Source organism: Microcoleus sp. bin38.metabat.b11b12b14.051, assembly GCF_013299165.1.
Classification (GTDB): domain Bacteria; phylum Cyanobacteriota; class Cyanobacteriia; order Cyanobacteriales; family Microcoleaceae; genus Microcoleus.
Window position 1 is genome coordinate 118,430 of record NZ_JAAFKD010000018.1, and the last position, 25,729, is coordinate 144,158.

General features: G+C 46.8%; 21 protein-coding genes. 9 read left to right on the plus strand and 12 right to left on the minus strand.

All coding sequences use genetic code 11. The features are described 5' to 3' along the window. Positions 1–26: 26 nt before the first annotated feature. The 3 genes from QZW47_RS19525 to QZW47_RS19535 all read right to left on the minus strand — a co-directional run bounded on the left by QZW47_RS19525 (position 27) and on the right by QZW47_RS19535 (position 1,693). Positions 27–773: a HEAT repeat domain-containing protein gene (locus tag QZW47_RS19525; protein ID WP_293130007.1), complete on the minus strand. Its 747-nt coding sequence runs from the start codon at positions 771–773 to the stop codon at positions 27–29. A 196-nt stretch (positions 774–969) separates the two neighbouring features. Then, on the minus strand, positions 970–1,485 hold the full coding sequence (locus QZW47_RS19530; RefSeq protein ID WP_293130010.1) for an N-acetyltransferase: 516 nt from the start codon (positions 1,483–1,485) through the stop codon (positions 970–972). Between the two features lie 4 nt (positions 1,486–1,489). Then, positions 1,490–1,693, minus strand: a complete 204-nt coding sequence (locus QZW47_RS19535; protein WP_293130013.1) for a hypothetical protein — start codon at positions 1,691–1,693, stop codon at positions 1,490–1,492. A 136-nt stretch (positions 1,694–1,829) separates the two neighbouring features. Here QZW47_RS19535 and QZW47_RS19540 point away from each other — a divergent pair, with 136 nt between their 5' ends. Both QZW47_RS19540 and QZW47_RS19545 read left to right on the plus strand, forming a co-directional pair. After that, positions 1,830–3,200 (plus strand): calcium-binding protein, encoded by a 1,371-nt coding sequence (locus QZW47_RS19540; protein WP_293130016.1) that lies wholly within the window; start codon positions 1,830–1,832, stop codon positions 3,198–3,200. Between the two features lie 406 nt (positions 3,201–3,606). Next, positions 3,607–4,965 carry a calcium-binding protein gene (locus tag QZW47_RS19545; RefSeq protein WP_293130019.1) on the plus strand — a complete coding sequence of 453 codons (1,359 nt, stop codon included), beginning with the start codon at positions 3,607–3,609 and terminating at the stop codon, positions 4,963–4,965. A 95-nt stretch (positions 4,966–5,060) separates the two neighbouring features. Here QZW47_RS19545 and QZW47_RS19550 read toward each other — a convergent pair whose 3' ends face one another. Beyond that, a complete protein-coding gene (locus QZW47_RS19550) occupies positions 5,061–6,425 on the minus strand; it encodes an MFS transporter (protein ID WP_293130022.1) in 1,365 nt (454 codons plus the stop codon). Between the two features lie 388 nt (positions 6,426–6,813). Further along, positions 6,814–9,417 (minus strand): BsuBI/PstI family type II restriction endonuclease, encoded by a 2,604-nt coding sequence (locus QZW47_RS19555; protein ID WP_293130025.1) that lies wholly within the window; start codon positions 9,415–9,417, stop codon positions 6,814–6,816. A 110-nt stretch (positions 9,418–9,527) separates the two neighbouring features. Here QZW47_RS19555 and QZW47_RS19560 point away from each other — a divergent pair, with 110 nt between their 5' ends. Beyond that, on the plus strand, positions 9,528–11,147 hold the full coding sequence (locus QZW47_RS19560; protein ID WP_293130028.1) for a family 10 glycosylhydrolase: 1,620 nt from the start codon (positions 9,528–9,530) through the stop codon (positions 11,145–11,147). Positions 11,148–11,456: 309 nt separating this feature from the next. Then, entirely contained in the window at positions 11,457–12,041 is a 585-nt protein-coding gene (locus QZW47_RS19565; protein WP_293130031.1) for a Uma2 family endonuclease, read from the plus strand. Positions 12,042–12,162: 121 nt separating this feature from the next. Here QZW47_RS19565 and argF read toward each other — a convergent pair whose 3' ends face one another. Beyond that, positions 12,163–13,083 carry an ornithine carbamoyltransferase gene (gene argF, locus QZW47_RS19570; RefSeq protein WP_293130034.1) on the minus strand — a complete coding sequence of 307 codons (921 nt, stop codon included), beginning with the start codon at positions 13,081–13,083 and terminating at the stop codon, positions 12,163–12,165. A 100-nt stretch (positions 13,084–13,183) separates the two neighbouring features. Further along, a complete protein-coding gene (dusB, locus tag QZW47_RS19575) occupies positions 13,184–14,194 on the minus strand; it encodes a tRNA dihydrouridine synthase DusB (RefSeq protein WP_293130037.1) in 1,011 nt (336 codons plus the stop codon). A gap of 774 nt (positions 14,195–14,968) precedes the next feature. On the opposite strand from dusB, the gene QZW47_RS19580 reads away from it, so the two are divergent. Further along, positions 14,969–16,561 carry a glucose-6-phosphate isomerase gene (locus QZW47_RS19580; protein WP_293130040.1) on the plus strand — a complete coding sequence of 531 codons (1,593 nt, stop codon included), beginning with the start codon at positions 14,969–14,971 and terminating at the stop codon, positions 16,559–16,561. 72 nt (positions 16,562–16,633) lie between these two features. Beyond that, positions 16,634–17,374 carry a response regulator transcription factor gene (locus tag QZW47_RS19585; protein WP_293130043.1) on the plus strand — a complete coding sequence of 247 codons (741 nt, stop codon included), beginning with the start codon at positions 16,634–16,636 and terminating at the stop codon, positions 17,372–17,374. A 94-nt stretch (positions 17,375–17,468) separates the two neighbouring features. Here QZW47_RS19585 and QZW47_RS19590 read toward each other — a convergent pair whose 3' ends face one another. The 5 genes from QZW47_RS19590 to QZW47_RS19610 form a co-directional block, all read right to left on the minus strand. Next, the gene (locus tag QZW47_RS19590) at positions 17,469–17,930 is read right to left on the minus strand and encodes a low molecular weight protein-tyrosine-phosphatase (RefSeq protein ID WP_293130046.1); all 462 of its coding nucleotides are present in this window, start codon (positions 17,928–17,930) and stop codon (positions 17,469–17,471) included. A gap of 130 nt (positions 17,931–18,060) precedes the next feature. After that, positions 18,061–18,411 (minus strand): YbaB/EbfC family nucleoid-associated protein, encoded by a 351-nt coding sequence (locus tag QZW47_RS19595; RefSeq protein WP_293130049.1) that lies wholly within the window; start codon positions 18,409–18,411, stop codon positions 18,061–18,063. A gap of 436 nt (positions 18,412–18,847) precedes the next feature. After that, positions 18,848–19,804, minus strand: coding sequence for a UDP-N-acetylmuramate dehydrogenase (gene murB / locus QZW47_RS19600; protein ID WP_293130052.1), 957 nt, complete (start codon positions 19,802–19,804; stop codon positions 18,848–18,850). Between the two features lie 158 nt (positions 19,805–19,962). Then, the gene (gene murC / locus QZW47_RS19605; protein ID WP_293130055.1) at positions 19,963–21,519 is read right to left on the minus strand and encodes a UDP-N-acetylmuramate--L-alanine ligase; all 1,557 of its coding nucleotides are present in this window, start codon (positions 21,517–21,519) and stop codon (positions 19,963–19,965) included. Positions 21,520–21,714: 195 nt separating this feature from the next. Further along, complete coding sequence (locus tag QZW47_RS19610) at positions 21,715–22,887, minus strand: RNA-guided endonuclease TnpB family protein (RefSeq protein ID WP_293130058.1); 1,173 nt, start codon at positions 22,885–22,887, stop codon at positions 21,715–21,717. Between the two features lie 206 nt (positions 22,888–23,093). Here QZW47_RS19610 and nadD point away from each other — a divergent pair, with 206 nt between their 5' ends. The 3 genes from nadD to QZW47_RS19625 all read left to right on the plus strand — a co-directional run. Beyond that, positions 23,094–23,945: a nicotinate (nicotinamide) nucleotide adenylyltransferase gene (gene nadD, locus QZW47_RS19615; protein WP_293130060.1), complete on the plus strand. Its 852-nt coding sequence runs from the start codon at positions 23,094–23,096 to the stop codon at positions 23,943–23,945. Between the two features lie 172 nt (positions 23,946–24,117). After that, positions 24,118–25,137 (plus strand): type I glyceraldehyde-3-phosphate dehydrogenase, encoded by a 1,020-nt coding sequence (locus tag QZW47_RS19620; protein ID WP_293130063.1) that lies wholly within the window; start codon positions 24,118–24,120, stop codon positions 25,135–25,137. Positions 25,138–25,475: 338 nt separating this feature from the next. Further along, the coding region (locus tag QZW47_RS19625) for a GDP-mannose 4,6-dehydratase (protein WP_293130066.1) at positions 25,476–25,729 on the plus strand (254 nt) is incomplete at its 3' end.

The window sequence follows — 25,729 nt, forward strand, 5'->3', positions numbered from 1 at the left end:
AACTTTGTTTAATTATGAACTTTTTATCATAACAATCCTTCCATTTCTAAGTCTTCAATAATCTGCAAGCCGCGCGGATCGCCGACTCGTAATAGGGAAGATTTAGCATCTTCGCGCACGCCCATATCTTGGTCTTCTTCTAATGATTCAATCAAAGCGTCGATCGCCCCAGCGTACACTACATTATTCGGCAACTCCCGCGCCAGTTGCCCGATCGCCCAAGCCGAGTTACTACGCACCGCAGATACAGCATCTCCCCGCAGTGATTCAATCAACGGCGGAATCCCCGCAATCACCACATAGTAACCAACTTTTGCCATTTGACCGAGGGAACTCGCCGCCCACAAACGCACCGCCGAAATATCAGTTCTCAGAGCATCAATTAAGGGGGCTAAAGCGCGGTGATCCGTGCAATTTCCCAGGGCCCAAACTACCCCTTTGCGAACATAACCATTCCAATCGCGGTTAAGCTGCTCGATCAGCGGTTCCACAGCATCGGGACTCGGATTTCGCCCCAAAGCATAGGCCGCACTCACCCGCACCAAGGGGCAACCGTCTCTCAATAAATTAATTAAATGCGAAATTGCGCGATCGTCCTGCAATTCGCAAAAAGCCCGGGCCGCCATCATCCGGTGCTGAGGTTCCGGGGATTCCAGCAAAGGCAGCATTTCCTCTGGATCTGGTAGTGGGGGTTCGGACTCATCAAAATGATCCAAAGGGCTTTCCAGTTCCGTATCAAGATCGAGGGCGTTGGGGTAGTCGTTATTGTTCATAAAAAAACTTTACCGCACAGAGGATGCTACGGGCGCAACTCAGTCAACGGTCAATATAAATTAGCATTCCGGGCAATAAAAGCATTCCGATTCAAGACTCAAGTCCTCCTCTTGTTCGCCCTGCAGGACGAAGAGCCATCATAATTTAGATGAATCCGAACTCTAGTTTTGACTGCAAACAAATAGCTGTTGTTTTTCAAAGAGATTTGATCATCCACACAGAATGACTCTCATAGCCTAATTTTTGATAGAGATTCATCGCCGGCTGATTGCTCAAAAAAACTTGCAAACCAATTTGCCGATCGCCCCTTGAACGCGCCCAATTTTCTGCCTGAATAACTAAAGCTGCACCGAGTCCTTGACGGCGATGTTCCGGTGCTATGTAGAGCAGAAAAATATGGCCGTGGCGTTCTCCAGTAGTTTGGTCGATCGCATTTCCCAACCACAAACATCCCACAACAGATTTGGGATTTGCCGACTGCGAGGGCAGCCCGGAAAAACTTTCTCCCTCTTTCGGGCTGTTTTTCAGGCACTCTACCCACCAAAGCGGCGTCTGATTAGAAAAATACTGCTCGACAGTTTGAGCCAAATGTCCCAATTCGCGATCCGGGTAAAGCTCTCGGTAAGTATGGTGCAGGAACTTTAGCAGTTTTGCGCGATCGAGCCCAGAACCCGATCGCAGCCAGTAGCCCGGTAATATCTGGGCTGACATCCGTTTAGCGGACACGGAGAGGGGAATAATTTAGCCCCAAGAAAATCGGATTCACTGCTGCCGCTTGCTTTTGGGGGATCGCTTCCTCAATCGGTGCTGGGGCAGCCATGTCAGCCGGCAAAAAGATGCGAGCGCTGACTGCTACCAGAGCCGCCAAAAATACTAATATCGCTATAAATGGAGCAATGTATTGACGAATGATAGCCATAACCGCAAAAAAATGATTCTTGAGTAGATATTATCAAGTGTACCATACAAATCTGGTCAGTTATAATTGCTGGCAGTGCCAAATTAGCTCAAAACCAGAGCGACCGCCAATACCAACAAACACAAAATAAAATATTATGAGTGCATCGCCTGCCGTTTATGAAGCTCTAGCTAAGTCAATTGTTTTTTTGAATCAAAAGCCAAGCGCCCAAAATCAAGTTTTGCGGTTCCTGGATACTAACGGCTACTATATAGATCGCGTATTCGACGACCAAGAAACAGGCTTTTACGCGATCGGCTTCGGTTCCTCCGATCCCAAACAACCGCCAGTCCTGGTATTTCGAGGTACAGACTTCATCGACGGCGACGCTACGTTTTCCGACTCCCCGGACATTGGCCTGCCGGAATTTGAAAACAACAAAGATAGTATCAAAAACTGGCTGACACAAATCGGTCAAGATACAGCTAAAAACCCCAGCAAATTATTGCCCGATGTCGTGGGCCACAGTTGGGGCGGAGCGATCGCTCAAATCGTAGCCACAGAATACACATCAATTACCGGCGATATCTTTACATTCAACTCTCCCGGAGTGTCAGCAAGCATCGCCAACAATTTTAGGAGAAACCTCAGCAGAGCCGGCAACAAAAATGTCAGTCACTACATTGTCAGCGGAGATATCGTCAGCTTGTTTGGCGAAGCATTTATACAGGGAAAAGTATTTCTTCAAAGTTTTATTGACCCGAGCATTAATCCCTTAACGGTTTTGGCAAAACATCGAACCGAAAATTTATTAACAACTCCGCCCCCAGATTTTGTCCAAAGACAAATTTCCCTAGAAGACTTAAACAGTCCCGCCTTTGCCTACACCAATAACGACTCAGATTTTAACGAATTTATCGCGGCGCTAAATTTGCCACTGCCCAACGTGTCAGTCGCCATTAGATACCGAGGAGGTGCAGAGAGTTTGAGAACAGCACCAGAATTTTCTTTTGTGGACTTAATCAGACAAATGCAATTCGGTTTAGCTCCCTTGCAACCGAATTATTTATTAGGCGATGCTCGCAACAATACTGCTACCGGCGGCCGTGGAGAAGATACGATTATCGGCAATGCCGGCAACGATACTCTCAGAGGCAATCGAGATAATGACAGCATCATCGGCGGCCCTGGCGACGACTTCTTGTACGGCGGCAGAGATAACGATTATTTGGAGGGCGGCGAGGGCAACGATTTGCTTTCCGGCGAGTTTGGCAACGATTTTTTAATTGGCGGCGCGGGGCGCGATCGATTTGTCTTGGAATCCGGCGGCGGAGCAGATGTGATTGCCGATTTTACAAAAGGTGAAGATTTAATTGCATTATCGCGGGGTCTAACTTTTGCTCAAATTAGAGTCAGCCAAGGTGCTGACGGAGCTTTAATTACTATCCCGGTTACTGGTGAAATTCTTGCTACTCTTAGAGGCTTAGTGGCGAGCGACATTACCCGACCGGATTTTGTGCAGCTTTAGTAGCCTGAAATTAGGTATTTTGACAATTGGCAGTTGGCAGAAAAGCAGTTGACAGTTGACAGTTGACAGTTGACAGTTGACTCCGAAAGCAGTTGACAGTTAACAGCTACTTATCCTTAAAAGCAAGAGGATTAAAATAGTCAATATTTTTGTTTGATTTGCCGATAGAAGGAGGAGTCTTTCAGCCGATTCTTATTGCTTGCTAAAAAAAAGCGACTTTTGCTCATAAAAATATTTACAGCGAGTATCTTATGTTGCTAAATCCGCTTCATAAAGCCTACTTATTAAGAATTTTACTATCTAAAAATAGGATAATTTAATCTTGTTAATAAGCGGAGTTTACTGTAAAATGAATTGACTAGCTTTAAAAGCCAATCCCAATCATACGACAGGAAAAAATAAGAATATGCCCTCCTCTCCCGCCGCTTACGAAACCATAGCCAAGCAACTTGTTTACCAAGATAACAACCCTCAGTTTCAAACTTTAGTTCAAAGTGGTTTGGCTGCTGCTGGTTACCAGATCGATCGCACTTTTGACGATCCGCTAACTGGGTTTCACGCGATCGGCTTAATTTCCACCACCCCAGACAAACCGCCCGTATTAGTATTTCGCGGCACCGACTCGATCGTAGACGATGCTGCCAATGGAGACAGGCGCGGCGTCGGTTTCAACCAATTTGAAGCCAACAAACAAGCCTTAGGAACTTGGCTGACACAAATCAGTCAAGACGCAACAAAAAACCCCCGCCGCCTGCCACCAGACCTACTCGGACACAGCTTGGGCGGTGCTTTAACCCAGCTAGCAGCCACCGAATTCACATCTACTGTCGGAGATATTGTCACCTTCAATTCTCCCGGAATCGCTCAGAGTAGCGTCAATACATTTAAGCAAAAAGCCGGCGCAGGTAAAAATGTAACTCACTACATAGTTAGCGGCGATTTTGTCAGCTTGGGAGGAGAAGCTTTCATTCCCGGAAAAGTAATGTTGGAAACATATACAAGCCCTATTATCAACCCGTTACTTGTCTTAGACAAGCACACACAAGCTGGTTTATTAAGCTCTCCTCCTCCCGGTTTGACTAAAACAGATATCTCTGTAGACCAGTTAAACCGCCCGGATTTCACTTTCACCGACTCCGATTATTTAGAGCTGTTAGCAGGCTTAGACTACGCACTGCCAGGTCAGGGAACAGCGCTGCGAACGCGCAGCAGTTTAGAGCAATTAAGAACCTCTCCGGGAAGCTCTTTTCTCGGCAACGTGGTAGCAATAAAAGCTGCTCTAGATCCGTCTCGCTCTAACAAATTAGTAGGGGACGATGCCAACAATACAGCCTCAGGTTTGGGCGGAGACGATATTATCATTGGCAATGGCGGAAACGACACTCTCAGCGGCAACGGTGGCATGGATAACATCAGCGGTAGCGCCGGCAACGACCTGCTATATGGCGGCAAAGGAGATGACGTTTTGAACGGTGGAGAAGGAGACGACACGCTGATTGGAGGACTGGGTGCAGACCTGATAATTAGCGGCGCTGGACGCGACGTATTAGTGTTAGCAACGGGCGCTGGCCCCGACACAATTTTAGACTTTCAACAGGGTCAAGATTTAATCGGTTTAAGCAAAGGTTTGACCTTCAACCAACTGAAAATCACTCAAGGGGATATTTCTACAACCATCGAACTTGCAAGTAACGGTCAAGCTCTTGCCAGTATTCCCGGTCTCCGAAGGAGCCCGCTAACAGCCAGCGATTTTATTGTGATTTAGTTGGCAGTTACAATACAGATATTCGGTAGGGACACAACATTTGTTGTGTCCTTATTTATCGAGTATCCTAATTCAATCTGCAATCTTGCTGTATATTAATCGAAATCATCGAGTCCGGGTCTGGGCATAGATACTAATTTTTGCTCATCTTCTAGCGGCAAAAAGAAAATCGTCAACATACCCGGAATCACAGCCAGTGAACTGAACAAAAAATAATTTTGATAGCCCAAATCAGTCTGTAAATAGCCACTAAAAACGCCTGGAATCAGCACTCCGGCGGCCATAAAAGCCGTTGTAATCGCATAGTGTGATGCTTCGTATTCAGGGCGGACAGTCCGCATCAAAAACACTGTATAGGCAGCTACACCAAGTCCGTAAGTAAATTGCTCGATCGAATTTACAACATAAGCCCATTGAATCCCCGGTTGATTGATTGCCAACATCCAATATAAGACGTTAGTCGAATTTTGCAGAATTGCCGTCGGCCACATCCATTTTTTCAATCCTTGTGTTGCAATCAAATAGCCGCCCAGCAACCCTCCGATTAACAGGAAAATCACGCCGATAGTACCCGATAGCAATCCCATATCCGACGTAGAAACTGCTAATCCCCCCTTCTCAACTTTATCCATTAAAAAAGGGGCAGCCATTTTAAATGTCAAGGCATCGCCCAACCGAAAAATCAAAACATAAGTTACAATCCAACCAATCTTATCTTGCTGGAAATAGGTTTTAAATGACTCAAAAAAGCTGGTTGTCCGCTGTGGCGCGCCATCTTCGACAGCATAATTTCTAGGATAGGGAAGATACCAGCGCTGGAACAGATAAATCAGTACAAATAGAATGGCACAAATCCCAAAGGCTGTCGCCCAGCCATATTTCAGCGCAGACACGCTAAAAGACGAGCCCAAAAGTGACAACTGAATGTCCTGATATACCTTTGTATCGCCAGCGGTTCCTGTGACTAAATGCTGTTCTGCTATTTTCCCTGCTAAAAATACCAATAAACCGCTGCCAGCAATGACTGCGCCCCTGTAGGCGGTGTTGCGAACGCCGACAAATAGGGCTTGTTTGTCTTTATTGAGAACGTTTAAGTAAAATCCATCAATGGCGATGTCGTGAGTAGCGGACACAAAGGCGATCGCCGTAAATATCACAAGTGATAGAATAACAGGCTCCGGCGTCAATACGCCAAAAGCCAGCAAAGCAAACAAAAAAATAGAAATAATTTCTGTTGTTAAAATCCACTTGCGTTTAGTGGAATACATATCAACGACGGGGCCCCACAAACCTTTTAATACCCAGGGAAAAGACAACAAACTTGTCAATCCGATCATCTCGTTGCTGGTTCCCATCCCTTTCAAAAAAATCACCGACATTAAATTAACGACGGTGTACGGGAGACCCTGAGCGAAGTACAATACAGAGACCCACAATCCATCGATCTGTTTTTTTTCCATTGCAGACATATTTGGGCTAACTACTGATCTAATTTACTGATTTGGTTTACTGAGTGCGATCGACAATTTCCGGTCAACGCAACCACTCGCATCACAGTATATTAGTTTTGGACGCACGAGTAGCGAGAAACCGGGTTTTTTAGCAAAATATTTCATTCGGGCGAGTACAATTGGTAAAAACCCGGTTTCTTTATCGGAAATGTGTAATTCTTATATTTGCGATCGTGATGACAGCGCTAGCCATATAAACAATATATTTTTTGCAAAAGTCTTTTTAATCAACTTTTGGAACGGGCAAGATGCCCGTTCCACAGAAAAAAATATTTTGTGGAACGGGCATCTTGCCCGTTCCTAAGTATTTTTGCAAGAGGTCTAATCTGTTTTAGCATCATTCTGACTCACAAATATTTTCATCTTTTGAATAAGCTTGCAACAGATGTTGTCCGTTAAAATGAATCAGGTGAGTAGCTTCTTCTGCTACCCAGACATCGGTTTCCCAGGAAATATCAGATAGATATTCCGCCATTGCCTTGCGGCTGAGGAAAGCTGTCACCATCACCAAAGGTACTGTCGAACTTCTAAAAAGATTCTCAAGCTCAGTTTTGCGTTTGGGATTAATCGGGCCGTGAGAAGTAACAGCTTCAATCAACACCAACCAGTTTCTTTCAGTAAAGTGAATAATTACATCTGGCATCTTACCGTGAGCATCAACTGTAACGCCTAGTGCAGTTAACGATGGTTCGTTGAAATGAGCAAACTTTTCATCGGTATCTCCGACATAAAGCAGCCTACCAGCAGGAGTAAACCGAGTCGCAAACTCACTAATAATTTTGGCAATTAAAACGTTGTGTCCCCCTGGTGAAAGAGTTTTAATCTCGCCTTCAATTGTAATTGGAATTCGCGCCATTTCTCGCTCTTGTGCATATCGTTTTTTGAGCGTTTCGACGGATGCGAGGTAAGCACGAACATTCTTCTCCCAGTCAGAACTTTCATAAGTTCGTAGCAGTTCCAAAGCACTGTCTTCTATCCGATATGCTGTTTTGGGACTGTTCACCGGACGTTCGGGACTGTCAGGATTAACAACAATTAAACCTGCATCAAGAAACTGATGCACAGTCTGGCGGCGCACACTTTCCCGCGTATTTGCTGCATATTTTTTACCGTACTCCTGCTTCATAAATTCCATAATTGGTGTGATTCCCAAAAGTGGAGATTTTGCCGATTCCCAAGTATCCTTTGGCTTGATGTCAAGCAAAGCCAGAAGAGTTAAGGCTGAACGTTCGTTAAGCTGACCTTTTGGAAAACCCAGCGTTGCAAGTATTTCTAAAGATTCATCGATACGGTTTTTGATTGTCATCGGGCTATTTTCTAATGGATTTGTCACCTTCAGCAGTTGTCTCTCGACAAGTTGATCAATCTCTCGTTGTGTAGGAAATATTTCTCCTATTTCAGCACCAAGTAGAAATAGTTGTTTTAAACTAGGATACTTCAAATTACGCAAATCAGTAGCATTAACTTGAGTGTTTCCATTAAAAAGTCGAAAAAAATCATCGATCAAGCTCGAATTTAGATAAACTGCCAATCCCCGCGCGAGAGTGAGGTTTAATCCGCGTCCTTGTTGGTGAAAATAATTTAAATGGTTCTCAAAACCAACGCTAGAACTATTAATTTTATTGCCATCCCAGACAACGGCAACAATTCGCTTTTTCTCTTCCTTGGATGAGAAGCGCTTGGTCAAAACATAATGTTCGTTAGCTACTAGCTGTGGAGCAGTTTTTTCCGTAACAGCTAAAGCTTGATGCTTTCTGGTTGCTGTCGGATATTCAACGCCGCCAGCCGAGAAGTGTGCTGGATAAATCAGCGGAACTGTATTGTTTTCTAGTTCTAACCGCAAATCAGAGCGAACGCGAAAATCTACAACTTTTCCGGTGGAGACTGTTAAGCCTAATTCTTGTAGATTACAAGTGAATTGAGCCATTTGCTCGACTACTTGCTGGCTGACTGAATCCGGTAGAATCCGAATGAATTGGTCGGAATCTTTGGGGTTAACGACATCAGCATATCGTAAATTATGAGATAAAATTAAGTCGTCCTCAGCAATATTGCTGGAAGTTATAAGTACAGTATCTGGCTTTTCTATTTGTTGGGTAGCTCGCATAATAATAGTTTCTTGCAGCACCGCATCATCGCGAAATATTTCCTGTCTGGATTCAAAGATGTGTATTTGGCGTAAAGCCATCATTTGCAGGAAGACTTGGCGGAAATCTCGAAAGTATAAACCGTTGCAAAAGCTGCGGGGAGTTATCGAAACTAATTCACCGTTTGGTTTGAGCAGTTTAGCTGCTGCAATGGTGAATCCAGCGTAGAGATTGCTGGTTTCTACTCCTATAGCACGCAGCAATGTTCTGACTTGGGATTTAGCATCTATTTTGGCGTAGGGAGGATTGATAATTGCATTTGTGAATTCTAGTTTTACAGACTGTGTAAATAAATTGGGATGCAACATATCCGCCGCGTCTTTGATGAAATCTACTTCACGAATTTCACTGGTGAAAAATATGCCGGAGTTCTGACATTCAATTCTGCATAACTCTAAAGTTTTCTTGAGGTAATCACTCAAAATAATGTCTATTTCATAGGCTATAATGTGCAGGCTTCGTGGTTTGTTTGGGCGTTGGCAAAGCTCGCAAACAACTGCGGCTAATAGGGAGCCAATACCTGCACCTGCATCTAAAAGCGATATATCAGAACAATTAAATTCAAACATTCCAGCCATCAAAATTGCCACAGAGCAAGGTGTTAAAAATTGTCCCTTTTCTCCCCTCTGGCTTTGCTGCAACTTCTGGGTTGCTTCTAACCGGAATAAATCTATTTTATTGAGTAAATTTTTTGCTGTTGTTTGGCTGTCAGCAGGAATGATTAGGGTTTGAAAGTGCGGTGCTATCATTTGTTGAGAAAAGTTCGATCGCCAGTTCAGTCTATTTTCGTCCAAACTTGCACTAATGTGCGAAAATGTCAAGCGGACGCTCAAACCAAATGTCCGTAAAGGACAGTTAAACGCTCTCTCACACATTCCTCATGCGAAAGACCAAAACATTCTTTTTGTCAAGCTTATTCTCGATCGGCTTAACAATCAGTTTTCTGCTGACTCCCGGTTGGTTATCAAACTTTTTCCCTTCACGGGCGATCGCCATTATGCCCCCACAACAAACCCGAACCAGCGAATTTCGCGCCTTCTGGGTGGATGCCTTCAACCCCGGTTTCAAAACGCCTCAAGAAGTCACCAAGTTGATTGCAGACGCCCAGAAAGCCAATGCTAACGCGATCGTCGCCCAAGTCCGCCGCCGTGGCGATGCCTTTTACACAAGTACGATCGAACCCCGCACCACCGATCCCAATGTTCCAGCAGGTTTCGATCCCCTCCAAGATTTGATTGACAAAGCTCACGCCGCAGGTATAGAAGTACACGCTTGGATGGTGACGCTACCAGTAGTTTCCGGTGGCAAACTTCCCGCAAATCACATTTGGCAAGAACATGGGCCTAATGCCCCAGGAAAGGACAATTGGGCAATGCTGACTTCGGGTGGCGAAGCAAAGGGTTTCCTCGATCCAGGCAATCCAGACGCGCTAGATTATACTGTTTCCGTCTATTTGGACTTGTTGAAGCGCTACGATGTGGACGGCGTACAGTTGGATTACGTGCGCTACGGCGGGCCGAATTGGGGCTACAATCCTACTTCGATCGCCCGTTTCAACCAACAAAACGGTCGATCGGGCAAACCGTCAGCCAGCGATCCGCTGTGGATGCAGTGGCGGCGCGATCAAGTGACAAATTTAGTGCGGAAGCTTTATGTAGAAGCGATGGCGATTAAACCGCGCGTTAAAATTACCGCAGCGACGATCGCCTGGGGAGACGGCCCAGCTAACGATGCAGGCTGGTATAAAACGCAACCGTACCAAGAAGTATTGCAGGATTGGCGCGCTTGGTTGGAAGAAGGTATTCTCGATATGGCGATGCCGATGACTTACCAGCGTGAGTACAAGCCGCAGCAAAAGCTGGGTTACAACCACTGGATCGAGTACGCTAAAGACCACCAGTACAACCGCCAAATCGCGATCGGCCCTGGCAATTACCTCAACTACATCGAAGACACCCTCGCCCAAATCCGCCGCGCTGAAGCGCCTTCAGCCAAAGGAAATAACGTTGCGGGTACGGTTTTGTATTCCTACGCTAGCAGCAATATTTACACAAACGGTGAACTGCGATCGGGTGGTAGCGGAGATTTGCCCCGCCAGCCTTGGAAATACGTTCCGCAAACCAACGATTTGTTTTACAGCGCGCTGTCGCAACCGAGTCAATACGTTGACGCTGCGACGGGCAGAACTATTCAAACTCAGCCGGTGTGGACTTTGCCAGCAAAGGTTCCTGATATGCCTTGGAAGTCGCGGCCGACTGCTGGGGCGATCGCCGGAAATTTCCAACGGTGCGATTCCCTACGGGATAGCTTCGCCGCGCGTACTTGCGACGGTGCGAGCTTGACATTACAGGCGATTAATGCTGGTGGCAATGTGCGCCAACTGCGCGCGGATGGTAAAGGATGGTTTGGGGCGATCGAGCTTTCGCCCGGTTCCTATCAGTTGAAAGTTGACGGAAGTCAAATTCAACAAATAGTTAATGTTGTCGCCGGTGAAGTCACAAAAGTGAATTTCGCAGCCTCTTAATCAGTCTGTAGGGTGGGCGCCGCCCACCTTACAGACTGAATTGTAATCTTTTCTTCAGTCCGCGGAGGCGGACTTCGTTTGTGTAGACGCGGTTTCAACCGCCGAGTTTTCTCTGCCCACATTACCTCCTAAATTGTCATCTTTTCTTCAACCCGCGGAGGTGGTCGCTGAGCTTGTCGAAGTGCGGGTTTTGTCTGTGTAGACGCGGTTTCAACCGCCGAGTCTTCTCCAATTTTCCTTGTATTAAACTATAATCCCAAGCTATAATCAAATTATCCTGCATCAAATTGTGATTTTTCTGGTGAAGCTATGCTAATAACAGAAGCCCCTTTCACGCTCCGTAAATGGACAGTAAAAGAATATCGCAAGCTGGGAGAAATGGGATTTTTTCACCCAGAGGAACGAGTCGAATTAATTTCAGGAAATATTATCAGAATGAGTGCAAAAGGAACTGCCCATACTTCTGCCACTAGACGCACTTCGACGCTGCTGCGCGATCTTCTCGAAAACCTGGCTGCTGTCTATACTCAAGATCCGATCGCCCTTGATGACAATTCCGAACCCGAACCGGATATCACCTTAGTCAGAATCGATCCCTTTGACTACGCCACTCACCATCCGACTCCCTCAGAAGTATATCTAATTATCGAAGTGGCAGACAGCAGCTTAGCTTACGATCGCGAAATCAAGGCCAAAATCTACGCGCGATCGGGAATTGCCGATTATTGGGTATTAAATGTAAATGATAGACAACTACACGTTTTTCGGGAACCCGCTGATGATCGATATCAAAGCGAAGTCATTCTTGGGGAAACTGCGAACATTTCACCGCTACAATTTCCAGATTTTAATATCGCAATTCAAGAAATGCTGCCACCAATTATATCAAATTGACAACCACTATCAAACTAATACAATAATTGCAGTCGGTTTTAACCGACTTAAGCTTTGAGCCAGGGGTTTTAACCCCTGGCGGAAGGACTAAAGTCCTCACTACGAACCTAATTCCTAATTCCTAATCGCTTTCGAGAATGCTGGCTAGCAAAGCTTGCTGGGCGTGCATCCGATTTTCCGCTTGATCCCAAACGCGCGATCGCGAACCTTCAATCACCGCATCGGTAATCTCTTCATCTCGGTGTGCCGGCAAACAATGCAGTACAATCGCATTTTTATCCGCCATCTCTACGAGTTTTTCGTTTACCTGATAAGGTTCAAACAAAGGAATCCTGAGTTTAGCTTCCTCTTCCTGTCCCATACTTGCCCAAACATCAGTATAAATTACTTGAGTATTCTTAGCAGCAGCTTCCGCATCAGCAGTCACAGTAACTTCTGTTTGTCCATTAGCAATCGCCTTAGCTTTTTCGACAATCTCAGGATTTGGCAGGAAATCTTGAGGACAAGCAATTCTGACATTCATTCCCATCATTGCACAGCCCAACATTAGCGAATTAGCCATGTTATTGCCGTCACCAAAATAAGTTAATGTCAGTCCTTCTAGCTTACCGAAACACTCTTTTACTGTCATCAAATCCGCCAATACTTGACATGGATGTTCGTCATCTGTCAGCGCATTAATCACAGGGATTTTGGCATAATTGGCAAAAGTTACTAAATCCTTTTGCTCGAAAGTCCGAATTGCCAAAATGTCTAAATATCGGTCTAAAACCCTTGCTGTATCGACCAATGGTTCACCACGGCTGACTTGCGTAACGTTAGGATTGAGGTCAATAACTTGCCCTCCTAATTTATACATTGCCACCGTAAAACTCACCCGAGTTCTTGTCGAAGCTTTGGAAAATAATAAGCCGAGAACTTTATTGCGTTTCAGCTTCACCATTCCCGATTTTAAACTGGTTGCGAGATCCAGCAAATAATTTAATTCGTCAATACTTAAATCTGCCAGACTTAATAAATCTCGTCCTTTTAATGAGTCCATGCTTTCCCCTACACACAAATTTCTAACTGTGTCTTAAATCTTAGCCGACAGAGGCGGGTTTTGTTTCTGCAACCCGCTGGTTGACATCTGCGGGTAAGGTTTATGCGGGCAATTGCTCGATCGCGCGATCGATCAAATTGCAACCTTGCTCAACCGTTTCTACCACAGCCAACACACCCCGCAATTCCGCAGCACCGGGGAAGCCCTTAGCATACCAGGTTAAGTGCTTGCGCGCTTGAGTGACACCGCTTTCACCTTTATATTCCCACAGAGCCCGCAGATGTTCCTTAGCACATTCCAGGAGTTCAATTGGTGTCGGAGGTATCTTTTCTACACCAGTTTTCAAGAAATAATCGACTTCTCCCACCATGAATGGATAGCCCAAAGTTCCCCGCGAGCACATCACTCCGTCAGCGCCAGTTTCTTCGAGACAGCGCACCGCTGCTTCCACTGAAAAAATGTCTCCGTTACCAATCACAGGAATCGATAAAACTTCCTTAACGCGACGAATCCATTCCCATTTTGCCGGGCCGGTGTAACCTTGCGATCGCGTGCGGCCGTGGATGGTAATCATTTTTGCTCCCGCATCCTCCATCCGCTTGGCAAATTCCAAAATATTAATTTCTTTGTCACTCCAACCGATGCGAGTTTTCACTGTCACAGGAACATCTACAGCTTCCACAACCGCCCGCACAATTGCCTCGGCATTTTCGGGATCTCGCAGCAGAGAAGAACCGCCGCCGTTTTTAGTGATTTTGTTGACGGGACAGCCCATATTAATATCAACTGTATCCGCTCCTTCTGCCACAGCTTTCTGCGCCGCTTCTGCCAAGAAATTCGGCCGACAGTCAAACAATTGAATGCTAATCGGGCGCTCATTTGGATCGATTTCCATAATTCGCGGTAGTTGCTTCACGTAGTGCAAACCCGTAGCATTCACCATTTCGGTGTACATCATTGAATCTGGGGCGTAGCGACGCACCAGGCGGCGAAATACCAAATCGGTGACGCCGGATAAGGGCGATTGCAGGACGCGACTTTTGACTTCAAAGTCGCCGATTTTCAGCGGAGTTGCTAATCTTTCTTTTAATTCGGGTGATAGAGTAAGCATAGTGGATCGCACTTTAATTCTAATATCTGTATATTCTACTACTCTTTCGCTAATTCATAGTTGTTAGTTGTATTTTTAGCCGATGATCGATCGCTCTCTGTTTCGGCAAATTAGTTGCGCGATTGTCATTGCGAAAGTAAGTGAAGCAATTGCAGGGGCTTGAGATTAGTTCCCTCTGCTATCCCATCGCTTTGGAATCATGGGTATTGAGACTGACTATGACAAAAAGTATATTTAACCAGACTGCAATGCCTATTTTCAACGGACTTGCCAGAATTTAACTGTTGTGAAACCAGAACCCAAAGCCGCACCCTGACAAAACTCATAGGATTTTAGACTTCGACTTCGCGAGCGTCGAACGATTTTAGACTTCGACTTCGCTCAGTCGAACGATTTTAGACTTCGACTTCGCGAGCGTCGAACGATTTTAGATTGATAATGCCTGATGACTACTATGGTTTGCAGCACTGCTGTGCAGTGGCGTTCTTTGTTGGAACTGGTATAGAACTATCTGTCGTTGCCGCTTGACTTTTGCTCTATCTATGGGGCTTTGCCACTAATGGGCGATCGACCTACTAAGACTGTCGCGCAAGTCACTTTTTTATTCCTTAATTATGCCGCAACCTTCTGCCTGTCGCAGCCTTCCGCCTTCAGACGACTAATGCTTAAATTTATTGGGATTCTGCAAAAGCCATCCATAACATCGTTTTAAACTACAATTGGTTGATTCCCGACTAGCCCGATCGAACATTATAAGAATCGTAGAGAATTTATATGGACGCCGCAGCACTCTGGCAACGCTATCAAGACTGGCTTTACTATCACCAGGGATTGGGACTTTATCTCGATATCAGCCGCATGGGATTCGACAACGATGCGCTAACAGCACTGAAGCCCAAATTTGACAAAGCTTTCAAAGACATGACAGCTTTGGAAGCAGGTGCGATCGCCAATCCCGACGAACACCGCATGGTTGGTCACTACTGGCTGCGAAACCCCGATTTAGCTCCCACTCCAGAATTAAAACAAGAAATAGTCGCAGGCATATCACAAGTAGAAGAATTTGTCAAGAAAGTTCAAAACCGCGATATTAAACCGCCATTTGCTCCGCAATTTACCGATATTATCTCGATCGGCATTGGCGGTTCTGCCCTCGGCCCTCAATTCGTCGCCGAAGCCTTATCTCCAGACATTCCGCCCCTAGCAATTCATTTTATCGACAACACAGATCCCGCTGGGATCGATCGCATCCTCAACAAAATCAAAGACAAACTCAGCAGCACCTTAGTAATTACTATTTCCAAATCCGGCGGCACCCCCGAACCCCGCAACGGCATGATCGAAGTTCAAAAAGCCTTCGCAGCCCAAAAACTCGACTTTGCCAAACAGGCAATTGCCATCACCGGCACAGACAGCCAACTAGACAAATTAGCCAAATCACAAGGCTGGATTACCAGCTTCCCCATGTCAGACTGGGTGGGAGGACGCACTTCGGAACTCTCAGCAGTAGGACTTTTGCCAGCAGCTTTACAAGGAATCGACATTCGAGCGATGCTCGATGGCGCTAAAGTCATGGACGAAGCTACCAGAATTCCCGACATTAAAAACAATCCCGCCGCCCTTTTAGCCATGTCCTGGTATGTTGCGTGCAACGGACGCGGCGAGAAAGACATGGTAGTTTTGCCTTACAAAGATTCCCTACTATTGTTCAGCCGCTATTTGCAGCAGCTAGTCATGGAGTCGATCGGCAAAGAAAAAGATTTAGACGGCAAAACAGTTTATCAAGGAATAGCAGTCTACGGCAACAAAGGTAGCACCGACCAACACGCCTACGTCCAGCAACTACGAGAAGGCGTGCCGAATTTCTTCCTAACATTTATCGAAGTTTTGGAAGACAGACAAGGCATTTCTGCTGAAGTAGAAACAGGCGTCACCTCGGGAGATTATTTATCTGGTTTGTTGCAGGGAACTCGACAAGCTTTGTACGAAAATCACCGAGATTCAATCACCGTCACAATTCCCCAAGTCAACCCTCGGACAGTAGGAGCCTTAATCGCCCTCTATGAAAGAGCCGTAGGTTTTTACGGTTCCTTGGTGAATGTCAATGCGTATCACCAACCAGGGGTCGAAGCAGGCAAAAAAGCGGCCGCTGCTGTGTTGGAGTTGCAGCAACTGGTATTGGAAGCGATCAAAAATACTCAAACACCTCTGTCTGTAGCAGAAATAGCCAAAAAAGCAGGAAAGCCAGAGCAAATCGAGACAATTTACAAAACTCTGCGGCATTTGGCCGCCAATGGGCGTGGCGTAGCTTTGCAGGGAACATTAGCGCAGCCTGGTACTTTAACTGCAACTTATCAAGAGAATTAAACAGTAGAATTAAAAATTAAAAGTGACTAATTTCACTTTTAATTTTTCATGTTTAATTTTTAATGTCCGCCCATGCCCTTGACGATTCTGGTTGCTGACGACGATTTCGCGACGCGCTTGTCGATTACCGACTATCTGGAAATTACTGGATACTCTGTAATCGCTGCTGAGAACGGCAAAGAAGCTTTAGGCTTGGTAGAGGAATATCAGCCCCATCTGATTGTCACCGACATTACAATGCCCGAGATGGATGGCTACGAATTTGTACGCCGAGTTCGGACTCGTCCCGCTTTCCGCTTGCTACCGGTGATTTTTTTGACGGAACGGACGAGCACGCAGGAACGGATTCGCGGCTATCAGATGGGGTGCGACAATTATCTGGCTAAGCCTTTTGATCTCCCGGAATTGGGGGCGGTAATTCGCTCTTTGCTCGATCGCTACGCTCTAATTGCTCAATCACCGTCTCGTTCCCCCGAACTCAAACCGATGCCAGCAGAGGCAGGAATCATCACCAATGACAAGCCTGAAGCGGATTTTTCAACTCAAAAGCCAGAAACTGGGGATTCCCTACGGGATAGCTCCTTAGCGCGTGCATTTGGCAGCCGCGATGCTCCGACTTTGACGCAGCGAGAGCAAGAAGTGCTAGATTTGCTGACAGAAGGTCTTTCTAATATTCAAATCGGCGATCGGCTTCACCTTAGCCACCGAACCATCGAAAAGCACGTCAGTAGCTTGTTCAGAAAAACTGAAAGCAACAACCGCGCAGAACTCGTGCGTTTTGCGATGGAACACCATTTGGTCGGTAATTGGTAATTGGTAATTGGGAATTGGGCATAGGGCATCGGGCATCGGGCATGGATTATTTTGATCAACCAATAACCAATAACCAATAACCAATAACAACTGACTACTTGACATACTCCAACAAACCCTCGCAAGCATCCAGCAATAAATCAATTACTCGATCAAATCCCTCTGGGCCACCGTAGTAAGGATCGGGAACTTCCTTCAAGTCGTGCGCTCGGCAAAACTCGCACATCAAGCGCACTTTATCTTTATATTTTCCCGCAGTATCAACAGCAAGAATATTGCGATAATTGTCTTTATCCATCGCCAGAATCAAATCAAAATTTTCAAAATCTTGCCTCTGAAATTGGCGGGCTTCGCCTAGCAATTCAATCTTGCGCTTCTTTGCTGCCAAAGCCATGCGGCTATCAGGTGGGCTGCCAATGTGATAGCCACCAGTTCCCGCTGAATCGCAGGTGATGCGATCGCCCAAACCAGCTTTTTTGATTAAGTGATTCATAATATTTTCTGCTGAGGGCGATCGGCAGATATTTCCGAGGCAGACAAACAATAATTTAGTCATTAGTTATTTGTTATTTGTTATTTGTTATTTGTTATTTGTTATTTGTTATTTGTTATTTGTTAACAGTCAACAGTCAACAGTCAACAGTTAACTGTTGACTGTCAACTAACAACAGTCAACAGTCAACAGATTAACCGAAACCGGGGAGATTGAGTCCACCGGTGAGTTCTTCCATTTTCTCCCGCATCGTTGCCGTAGACTTAGTGTAAGCATCCAGCATCGCCACAGTGACGAGTTCAGAAACCACATCAGCACCTTCACCGATCGCATCGGGGGAAATTTCCACGCGGCGGGGTTCTTGGTTCCCGCTGAGAAAAACCTTAACCAAGCCGCCGCCGGCTGTTCCCTCAATTTCCATTACATCCAACTCTTCTTGAAGCTTTTTAGCTCCTTCTTGAACCTGCTGAGCTTTTTTGAAAGCTTCAGTCAGTTCTTTCATTTTACCCAGGCCGAAGCCAAATCCTTGTCCTGATTTTGTCATAAAAAGAAATACGGTAAGTGGGAAACTCGGCGACTTTAGTCCCGAGAGGGAAACGACCCGGGGGACTTTAGTCCCCGTGAACCCCCTTGCGGGGTTGGAGGGGTATGGTTGCCCCTCCAATGGAGATCTTGTGGTCTCCTTTCTCCCTTGCGGGGTAATGTTGGCCTCGACCTGGTTATAAAGGCTTGTTAGACCTGCAACACTGTTTCAGTGACTTTAAAACTGTTTAATTGCAGATGACAGAGCGAAAAACTGGCGTCGCATTCTCCGGTGTCGTGACCTAAATAACGGCTCCTCGCGATCGAGGGGTCTGGTCAGTACAGCTTGCTCGATTTCTCTTACAAGCTCAGTCCCTAAAGGGCTGAGTTACTGACAGTTACTTTGTGGTGGTGTGTGGGCTGACAGTCTGCCGTTGCCGCATTACTTCAATGATGCCTTAGGAGGGAAACTCTCCTAGTATTCTAACTTCTGGCTCCAACAACAGCGACCACCGCTGCTCGACTTGCTGTTGAACGTGGCGGATCACTTGAAAAATATCATTAGCCGTTGCTGACCCGCAGTTAAGAATAAAATTAGCATGGCGCTGGGCTACTTGTGCGCCGCCGATCTGATATCCCTTGAGTCCCGCTTGTTCGATCAGCCAACCCGCCGCCTTCGGGCTGGGGTTGCGGAAGACTGAGCCGCAGCTAGGCAGGTGGTAAGGTTGACTCGTCCGCCGCTGGCTGAAATTGTTGTTAGTTTCTGCCATGACTTGCGATCGATCGAATCCCGGCTGCAACTGGAACGTCGCTTCTGTTACCAGGCGATCGCCCCCTTGCAGCACCGAAGTCCGGTAACGATATCCTAAATCTTTTGGTGTGAGAATTTCCACCTTACCATTAGGAGATAGCAGGCGAGCGTTGACCAGAATATCAGCAGCACAGCCCCTGTGAGCCCCTGCATTCATCACCACAGCCCCTCCGACGGTGCCCGGTATGCCGACTGCCCATTCTAGACCTTTCCAGCCTCGTTTGGCAGCCAACCAAGCAAGGCGGGGAATTGACTCTCCCGCCCCGGCTGTAACTTGACCTGTTTCTGCATGAAAATTTACCTGTTTGAGGTAGCGAGTGGCGACAACCAACCCGGGTAAACCCCGATCGCTCACCAACAAATTAGAACCAGCACCCAGCAGAGTCACCGGTACCCCCTCATCGTGTGCCCAGGCAAAACTAGCTTGCAAAGCCTCCATGCTGCGGGGAGCAACGTACCACTGGGCCGGGCCACCGACTCGGAAGGAAGTCAGCCCCGCCAGCGCAACTTGAGAGTTAATTTTACAATCAGTTCCCCACAAAGAAACAGGAGAATACACTCGCCGATTTTCCTTAACAGAGGAGTCATTCGAGATAGTCACCATCTTGAAAATCCTTAAAAATATCTTCTATTCCAGACTTGGTTGAAAATTCATTTACCTGTGGTTGTGCCGGTCGAACGGACAATTAGCCGAACAAAAGTATCGGTACAATCTGCACCGCCGTTATCTCGATCGACTCGGCACTCAGTCCCAAAGGCGATCTAATCCGGGCGATCGGCTTGTTGGTAGAAAGCCATAACCTCTGGAATAATCTGATTCAGATTGCCTGCGCCCAAAAACAAAGCCAAATCTCCCGGTTGAAGGTTTTCGGTTAAAAACTTGGTGACAGACTCTAGGGAAGGGCAAAACTCAACGTCTCGGCCTTCTTTAGCAATCAAATCAGCAACCTGCTGCCCGGTAATCTCTCCTGAATTGGGTTCCCCAGCACTATAAATATCGCAAGTTACAACCAAATCTGCATCCCCAAAAGATTGAGCAAATTCTGGCAAAAATGTCAGAGTCCGGCTATAACGGTGCGGTTGAAAAATAGCAACTACTCTTCGAGATTTGGAATTCTTTTCGCTACCTTCGATCCGCAAGCGAGCAGCGGCCAAGGTAACGCGAATTTCGCTAGGGTGGTGGGCGTAATCGTCCACAAACAAGATGTCATTCTGAAAGCCCCGTACCTCAAAACGGCGGCGAGCGCCTTCAAACCCGGCAATCGCTTTGGCGATCGCCGAAAACTCCAACCCTAACAATCGACCCACTGCTACCGCAGCTAGTGCATTGCTGAGATTGTGTTTCCCCAGCAATTTCAACTCCATTTCCCCGAGCAAAGTTCCTCGCTCCGAAATTGCAGCCTTGGTACTTTCGGCTCCGTACTCTACCCCCGAGGCCGTGTAATCAGCATTGCTTTCGGGATGCAAGCTGTAGCTGACATTGGGAGCAAGGCAGTCTTTGACAATTTCGTCATCTATGCAGCCGACCAAAGTTTGACAGTTTTGGGCAAACACCTTAAATGTGTCTATTACCTGGTCTAGCGTATCGTAATGGTCTGGATGATCCAGTTCCACATTCGTCACTATGCCAATTTTGGCTATCAGGTTGACGAGAGAACCGTCGGATTCATCAGCCTCGGCAACTAAGTAAGGGCCTTCCCCTAAACGAGCATTGCCTTCCCAAGCATTTACCTCGCCTCCTACTACGATCGTCGGGTCTAGACCTGCTGCCATCAGCATGAAGCCGATTAAGCTGCTAGTAGTAGTTTTGCCGTGAGTCCCCGCTACAGCTATGCTTTGGTAATCTTGAATTAAGGCTGCCAACACATCCGAGCGATGAAAAATCGGACAGCCCAAATCTAAAGCAGCTCGATATTCGGCATTTGCCGGGTGAATTGCCGTCGAGCATACAACTTGAGGCAATCCCGAAGTTGCCGTAGCGCCCGAACCGTTGCCGTTCAATTGCAGAGCTGCGGCTGTCGCCACGGAAGTTCCTACCGTACCAGCGACTGCCGAGGATGCGGCTTTTTCCGGCGCCCCGCGATCGGGACTGCTACCGTTGACCGTCGTTTGAAATACTTCAAAATTGCTGGCATCTTGATGCCAAAAAATGTGAGCTCCCATTTCTTGCAAGCGCTCGGTTATATGACTCGATTTAATGTCGGAGCCGTACACAGGCAACTTGCGTTTCGCTAGAATGTAGGCAAGGGCTGACATTCCAATCCCACCAATGCCGATGAAATGAAATGGTCTCCCGCTGAAATCAACAGAACTCGGCATCTTCGCTCCTCACACACCACGCCACGCCAATAACACGCGATATTATATCAAGAATTATTTTTTCAGGATACAGTTCGCTATAGATTTTTGTACACAATACTCTGCGCTTCCCTAAATTTCGGGATTTGTAGAGAGGTTTGTCTTGTATCCTATTTGACATCCTCCCCGACCTAAAAGGTGCGGGGATTCCAAGAATCACTTCTTGGAACTTTCTGCTTCAAAGCAACTGCCATCAGACTTATGCCTATCCGGTCTTACGTTCGCTCCACAGACTTTCACCGCAAGCCCTGCGGCAAGAATATTCTGAGCCGCATTGATATCTCGATCGTGGTGCGTTCCACACTGCGGGCAATCCCATTCACGGATGTTCAAAGGCAACTTTTCTACAATGTGACCGCAAGGCCCGCATCGCTTAGAACTCGGAAACCATCGGTCAATCTTAATCAGAGTGCGATCGTACCACTCGCACTTGTATTCAAGTTGTCTGACCAATTCACGCCAACTCGCATCACTGATAGAAAGGGACAGCTTCCGATTCTTGACCATATTCTTCACAGCCAAATCCTCGACGGCGATGGTTTGGTTTTCACGCACCAATCGAGTTGTCAACTTGTGAAGGAAATCTTTTCTGGCATCGCTAATTTTTCCATGGACTTTAGCGACTTTAATCCAGGCTTTGTATCGGTTTTTAGACCCTTTCTGCTTACGGCTCAAGGCTTTCTGAGCTTTTTTGAGTTGAGCGCGTTTTGCTCCAAAGCCTTTGGGGTTAGCAATTTTTTCGCCCGTGGAGAGAGCAATTAAGCTTGTGATACCCAAATCAATCCCAACTTGATTCGGAGATTTTGGCAATGGATCAATTGCAATATCCACCAACAAAGATATTGTCCATCTACCAGCGGACGATAGCTTTACCGTGACGCTGGAAGGAATCGCCCTAGAGGGCAATGCTCGACTCCAGCGGATCTTGAGTGGTTCAAAACACTTAGCCAAGTAGACTTGACCATCTTTGAATTTAAACGCAGACTTGGTAAACTCTGCGCTTCCCCCATTCCGCTTCTTTTTGAAGTTGGGATACTGCGCCCTACCTTCAAAAAAATTAGAGAACGCCTTTTGGAGATGTCGCAATCCTTGCTGCAATGGAACACAGCTAACTTTATTCAGAAAGTCGAGTCCCTCTTCTTTCTTCCATTCCGTCAACATTGCCGAGGTATCGCTGTAGCCGACTCGTTTCTTGTCGTTATACCAAGCTTCGGTTCTGACAGCCAAAGCACGGTTGTAGACAAGACGAGTACAGCCCATCGTTCTCCGCAGCAAGGTTTCCTGCGACTGAGTTGGATAGAAACGGTACTTGAAGGCTTTCTGTGTCATAGCTCACATTTTAGCAATTATTCTGTAAAATTGTTAGCTCGAAGAGTAAAGCCGTCCTTTAAGGACGGGGTTTCTACCCACTATTTCTATTGACTTAGTACCGAGTCGATTTCCGGAACGGTCACAACTATAAAATTGCAGGTTAGAGAGGATGGGGTTTGGGGTCTGGGGCAACAGACTGATTTTGGGCGATCGCATATTCCTGTATGATTTTTTTCCATCCCCTTGCTGTGCTGGGATACCGCAGCGTATTCCCCACGATATTTTTACGCCCGATGTGGGGTGAAACCCACAAAGATTTACCAAGACTACCACTTTGTATGGAAAAAATAGCGATTTTGGGGGGGACTTTCGATCCGGTTCACTGCGGGCATTTGTTGATGGCCGAGACGGCGGTGAGTCAATTTGGGATCGATCGAGTCATTTGGGTGCCCGATCGCGTTCCTCCTCACAAGAGCCGCCCGGATTTGGCAAGTTTCCAGCAGCGGCGGGCAATGCTGGCTCTGGCGATCGCCGATCGCCCTGACTTCCAAATTGCGCCACCAGAGGCAAATCAGTCAGTCAGTTCCTTTGCGATCGACACTTTACTGTACTTGCAACAAATGTATCCAGGCGATCGGTTGCACTGGATTATTGGCAGCGATGCTTTCAAAACTATTCCCAAATGGCACCGCTCCGCCGAAATCGGTAGGTTGTGCCACTGGTTGGTGGGCCCGCGTCCGAGTCAGGGCGATCGGCAGACAGAAGCAAGCAGGGACATCGGGGCAACCTTGACGTTTGAGTGGGGGGAGAGTCCGAGGGATGTGCCGATCGATGCCGGCGGCCGCAGGATGCAGGTTGAGACAAATGCTGTAGGGATCGAAGTTGCCGCACAAATGGCCCTTCTGGGCGTGGAGATTCGCTGGGAGGTGCTGTCGATGAGGGCGATCGATCTTTCATCGAGCCACATCCGCCACCTCGCGGCCGAAAATCGCGACCTCCGCTACCTCATCCCAGAACTTGTCCGGGGTTATCTGGCCGCCCACCAGCTTTACCAACAACCAGCGGCCCAAAGCTGAACGCCTTGGGCTTTGCGATTTCTACCTGATAAAAAACTTCCAGCTTTTTTGATTAACACAAAAAGTTAGAAAGGATCGAGCTTTGCGATATGATCTGGTGTCAGAAGTCAATTCTTAAATTTTTCCAAAATTTAAGCCTGAGTTAAGGGCTGCCATCGTTAGGAGGTACAAGGTGATTAGAGTCGCGATCAATGGTTTTGGGCGTATTGGGCGCAGTTTTGCGCGTTGCTGGCTGGGTCGAGAAAACAGTGAGCTAGAGCTAGTAGCAATTAATGACACTTCCGATCCAAAAACTAATGCCCACCTGCTGAGATACGATTCCATGATGGGAACGTTGAAGGGTGTGGACATCAGTACGGATGAAAATTCGATTATTCTCAATGGCAAGACAGTTAAATGCGTGAGCGATCGCAATCCGCTCAACCTGCCTTGGAAAGATTGGGGTATTGATCTGATTATTGAAGCAACAGGCGTCTTCGTTGACCAAGCTGGTGCATCGAAGCATATCACTGCCGGCGCTAAAAAAGTGTTGATTACTGCTCCCGGTAAAGGGCCAGAAGTCGGCACCTATGTGATGGGAGTCAACCACCACAACTACAAGCACAGTGACTACACAGTCATCAGCAATGCTAGCTGTACCACTAACTGTCTAGCTCCCGTGCTGAAAGTGCTTAACGACAATTTTGGCATCGTCAAAGGCATGATGACCACTACCCACAGCTATACTGGCGACCAGCGCTTGTTGGATGCCAGCCACCGCGACTTGCGGCGGGCGCGGGCTGCGGCGATGAATATTGTGCCGACATCTACTGGTGCTGCTCAAGCTGTGGCTTTGGTGATTCCAGAATTGAAGGGTAAGTTAAACGGTATCGCGATGCGCGTTCCGACTCCTAATGTGTCGGTAGTTGATTTTGTGGCTCAGGTAGAGAAAAAGACTTTTAGCGAGCAAGTAAATCAAGTTTTCAAAGAAGCAGCCGAAGGCTCGATGAAGGGGATTTTGGAGTACAACGATTTGCCTCTTGTGTCTTGCGACTATCGCGGAAACGATGCTTCTTCGATCCTGGATTCCAGCTTGACGCTGGTGATGGACGGCGACATGGTGAAGTTGTTGGCTTGGTACGACAATGAGTGGGGCTACAGTCAGCGCGTAGTTGACTTGGCTGAATTGGTCGCCCAACGGTGGGAAGCCTAGTATCAGAAGCCAGAAGGCATTAGCCAGCAGGTAAAAGGTAAAAAAGCTGATTTTTTTTACTTTTGAGTCAATCTCTAACTGGCTGGCGATCGCACGGGCAGACAGAAACCGGGTTTTTTCACCCAAATCTTTGGTTCAAACCCTTAATATGGGTAAAAAAACCGGTTTCTGTAGTCAAGAGCGTAAGTCCTGAAATTTGTTTGTTGTCAAGACTTAAACTCGCCCTCTCTAGTCCTCGCAAAATCCCAAATATTAAAAATAATAAAAATTATGATGGTAAAAGTTAAACAACTGGAAAAATAGCAACAGCTACGGTAGAGTTTTGCCAAAAAAAATATATGAAAAAAGCGCTAATTTGTGGTATATCAGGTCAAGACGGAGCTTATTTAGCAAAACTGCTGCTCGATCGGGGTTATGAAGTTTGCGGCACCTCCAGAGACGCCCAAATGTCGAGTTTCCGAAACCTAGCTCGTTTGGAAATCCGAGACAAAGTAAAATTAGAGTCAATGTCTCTCAACGATTTTCGCAGCGTCTTGCAAGTATTGGCAAAAATTGCACCAGACGAAGTGTACAATCTCGCGGGTCAAAGTTC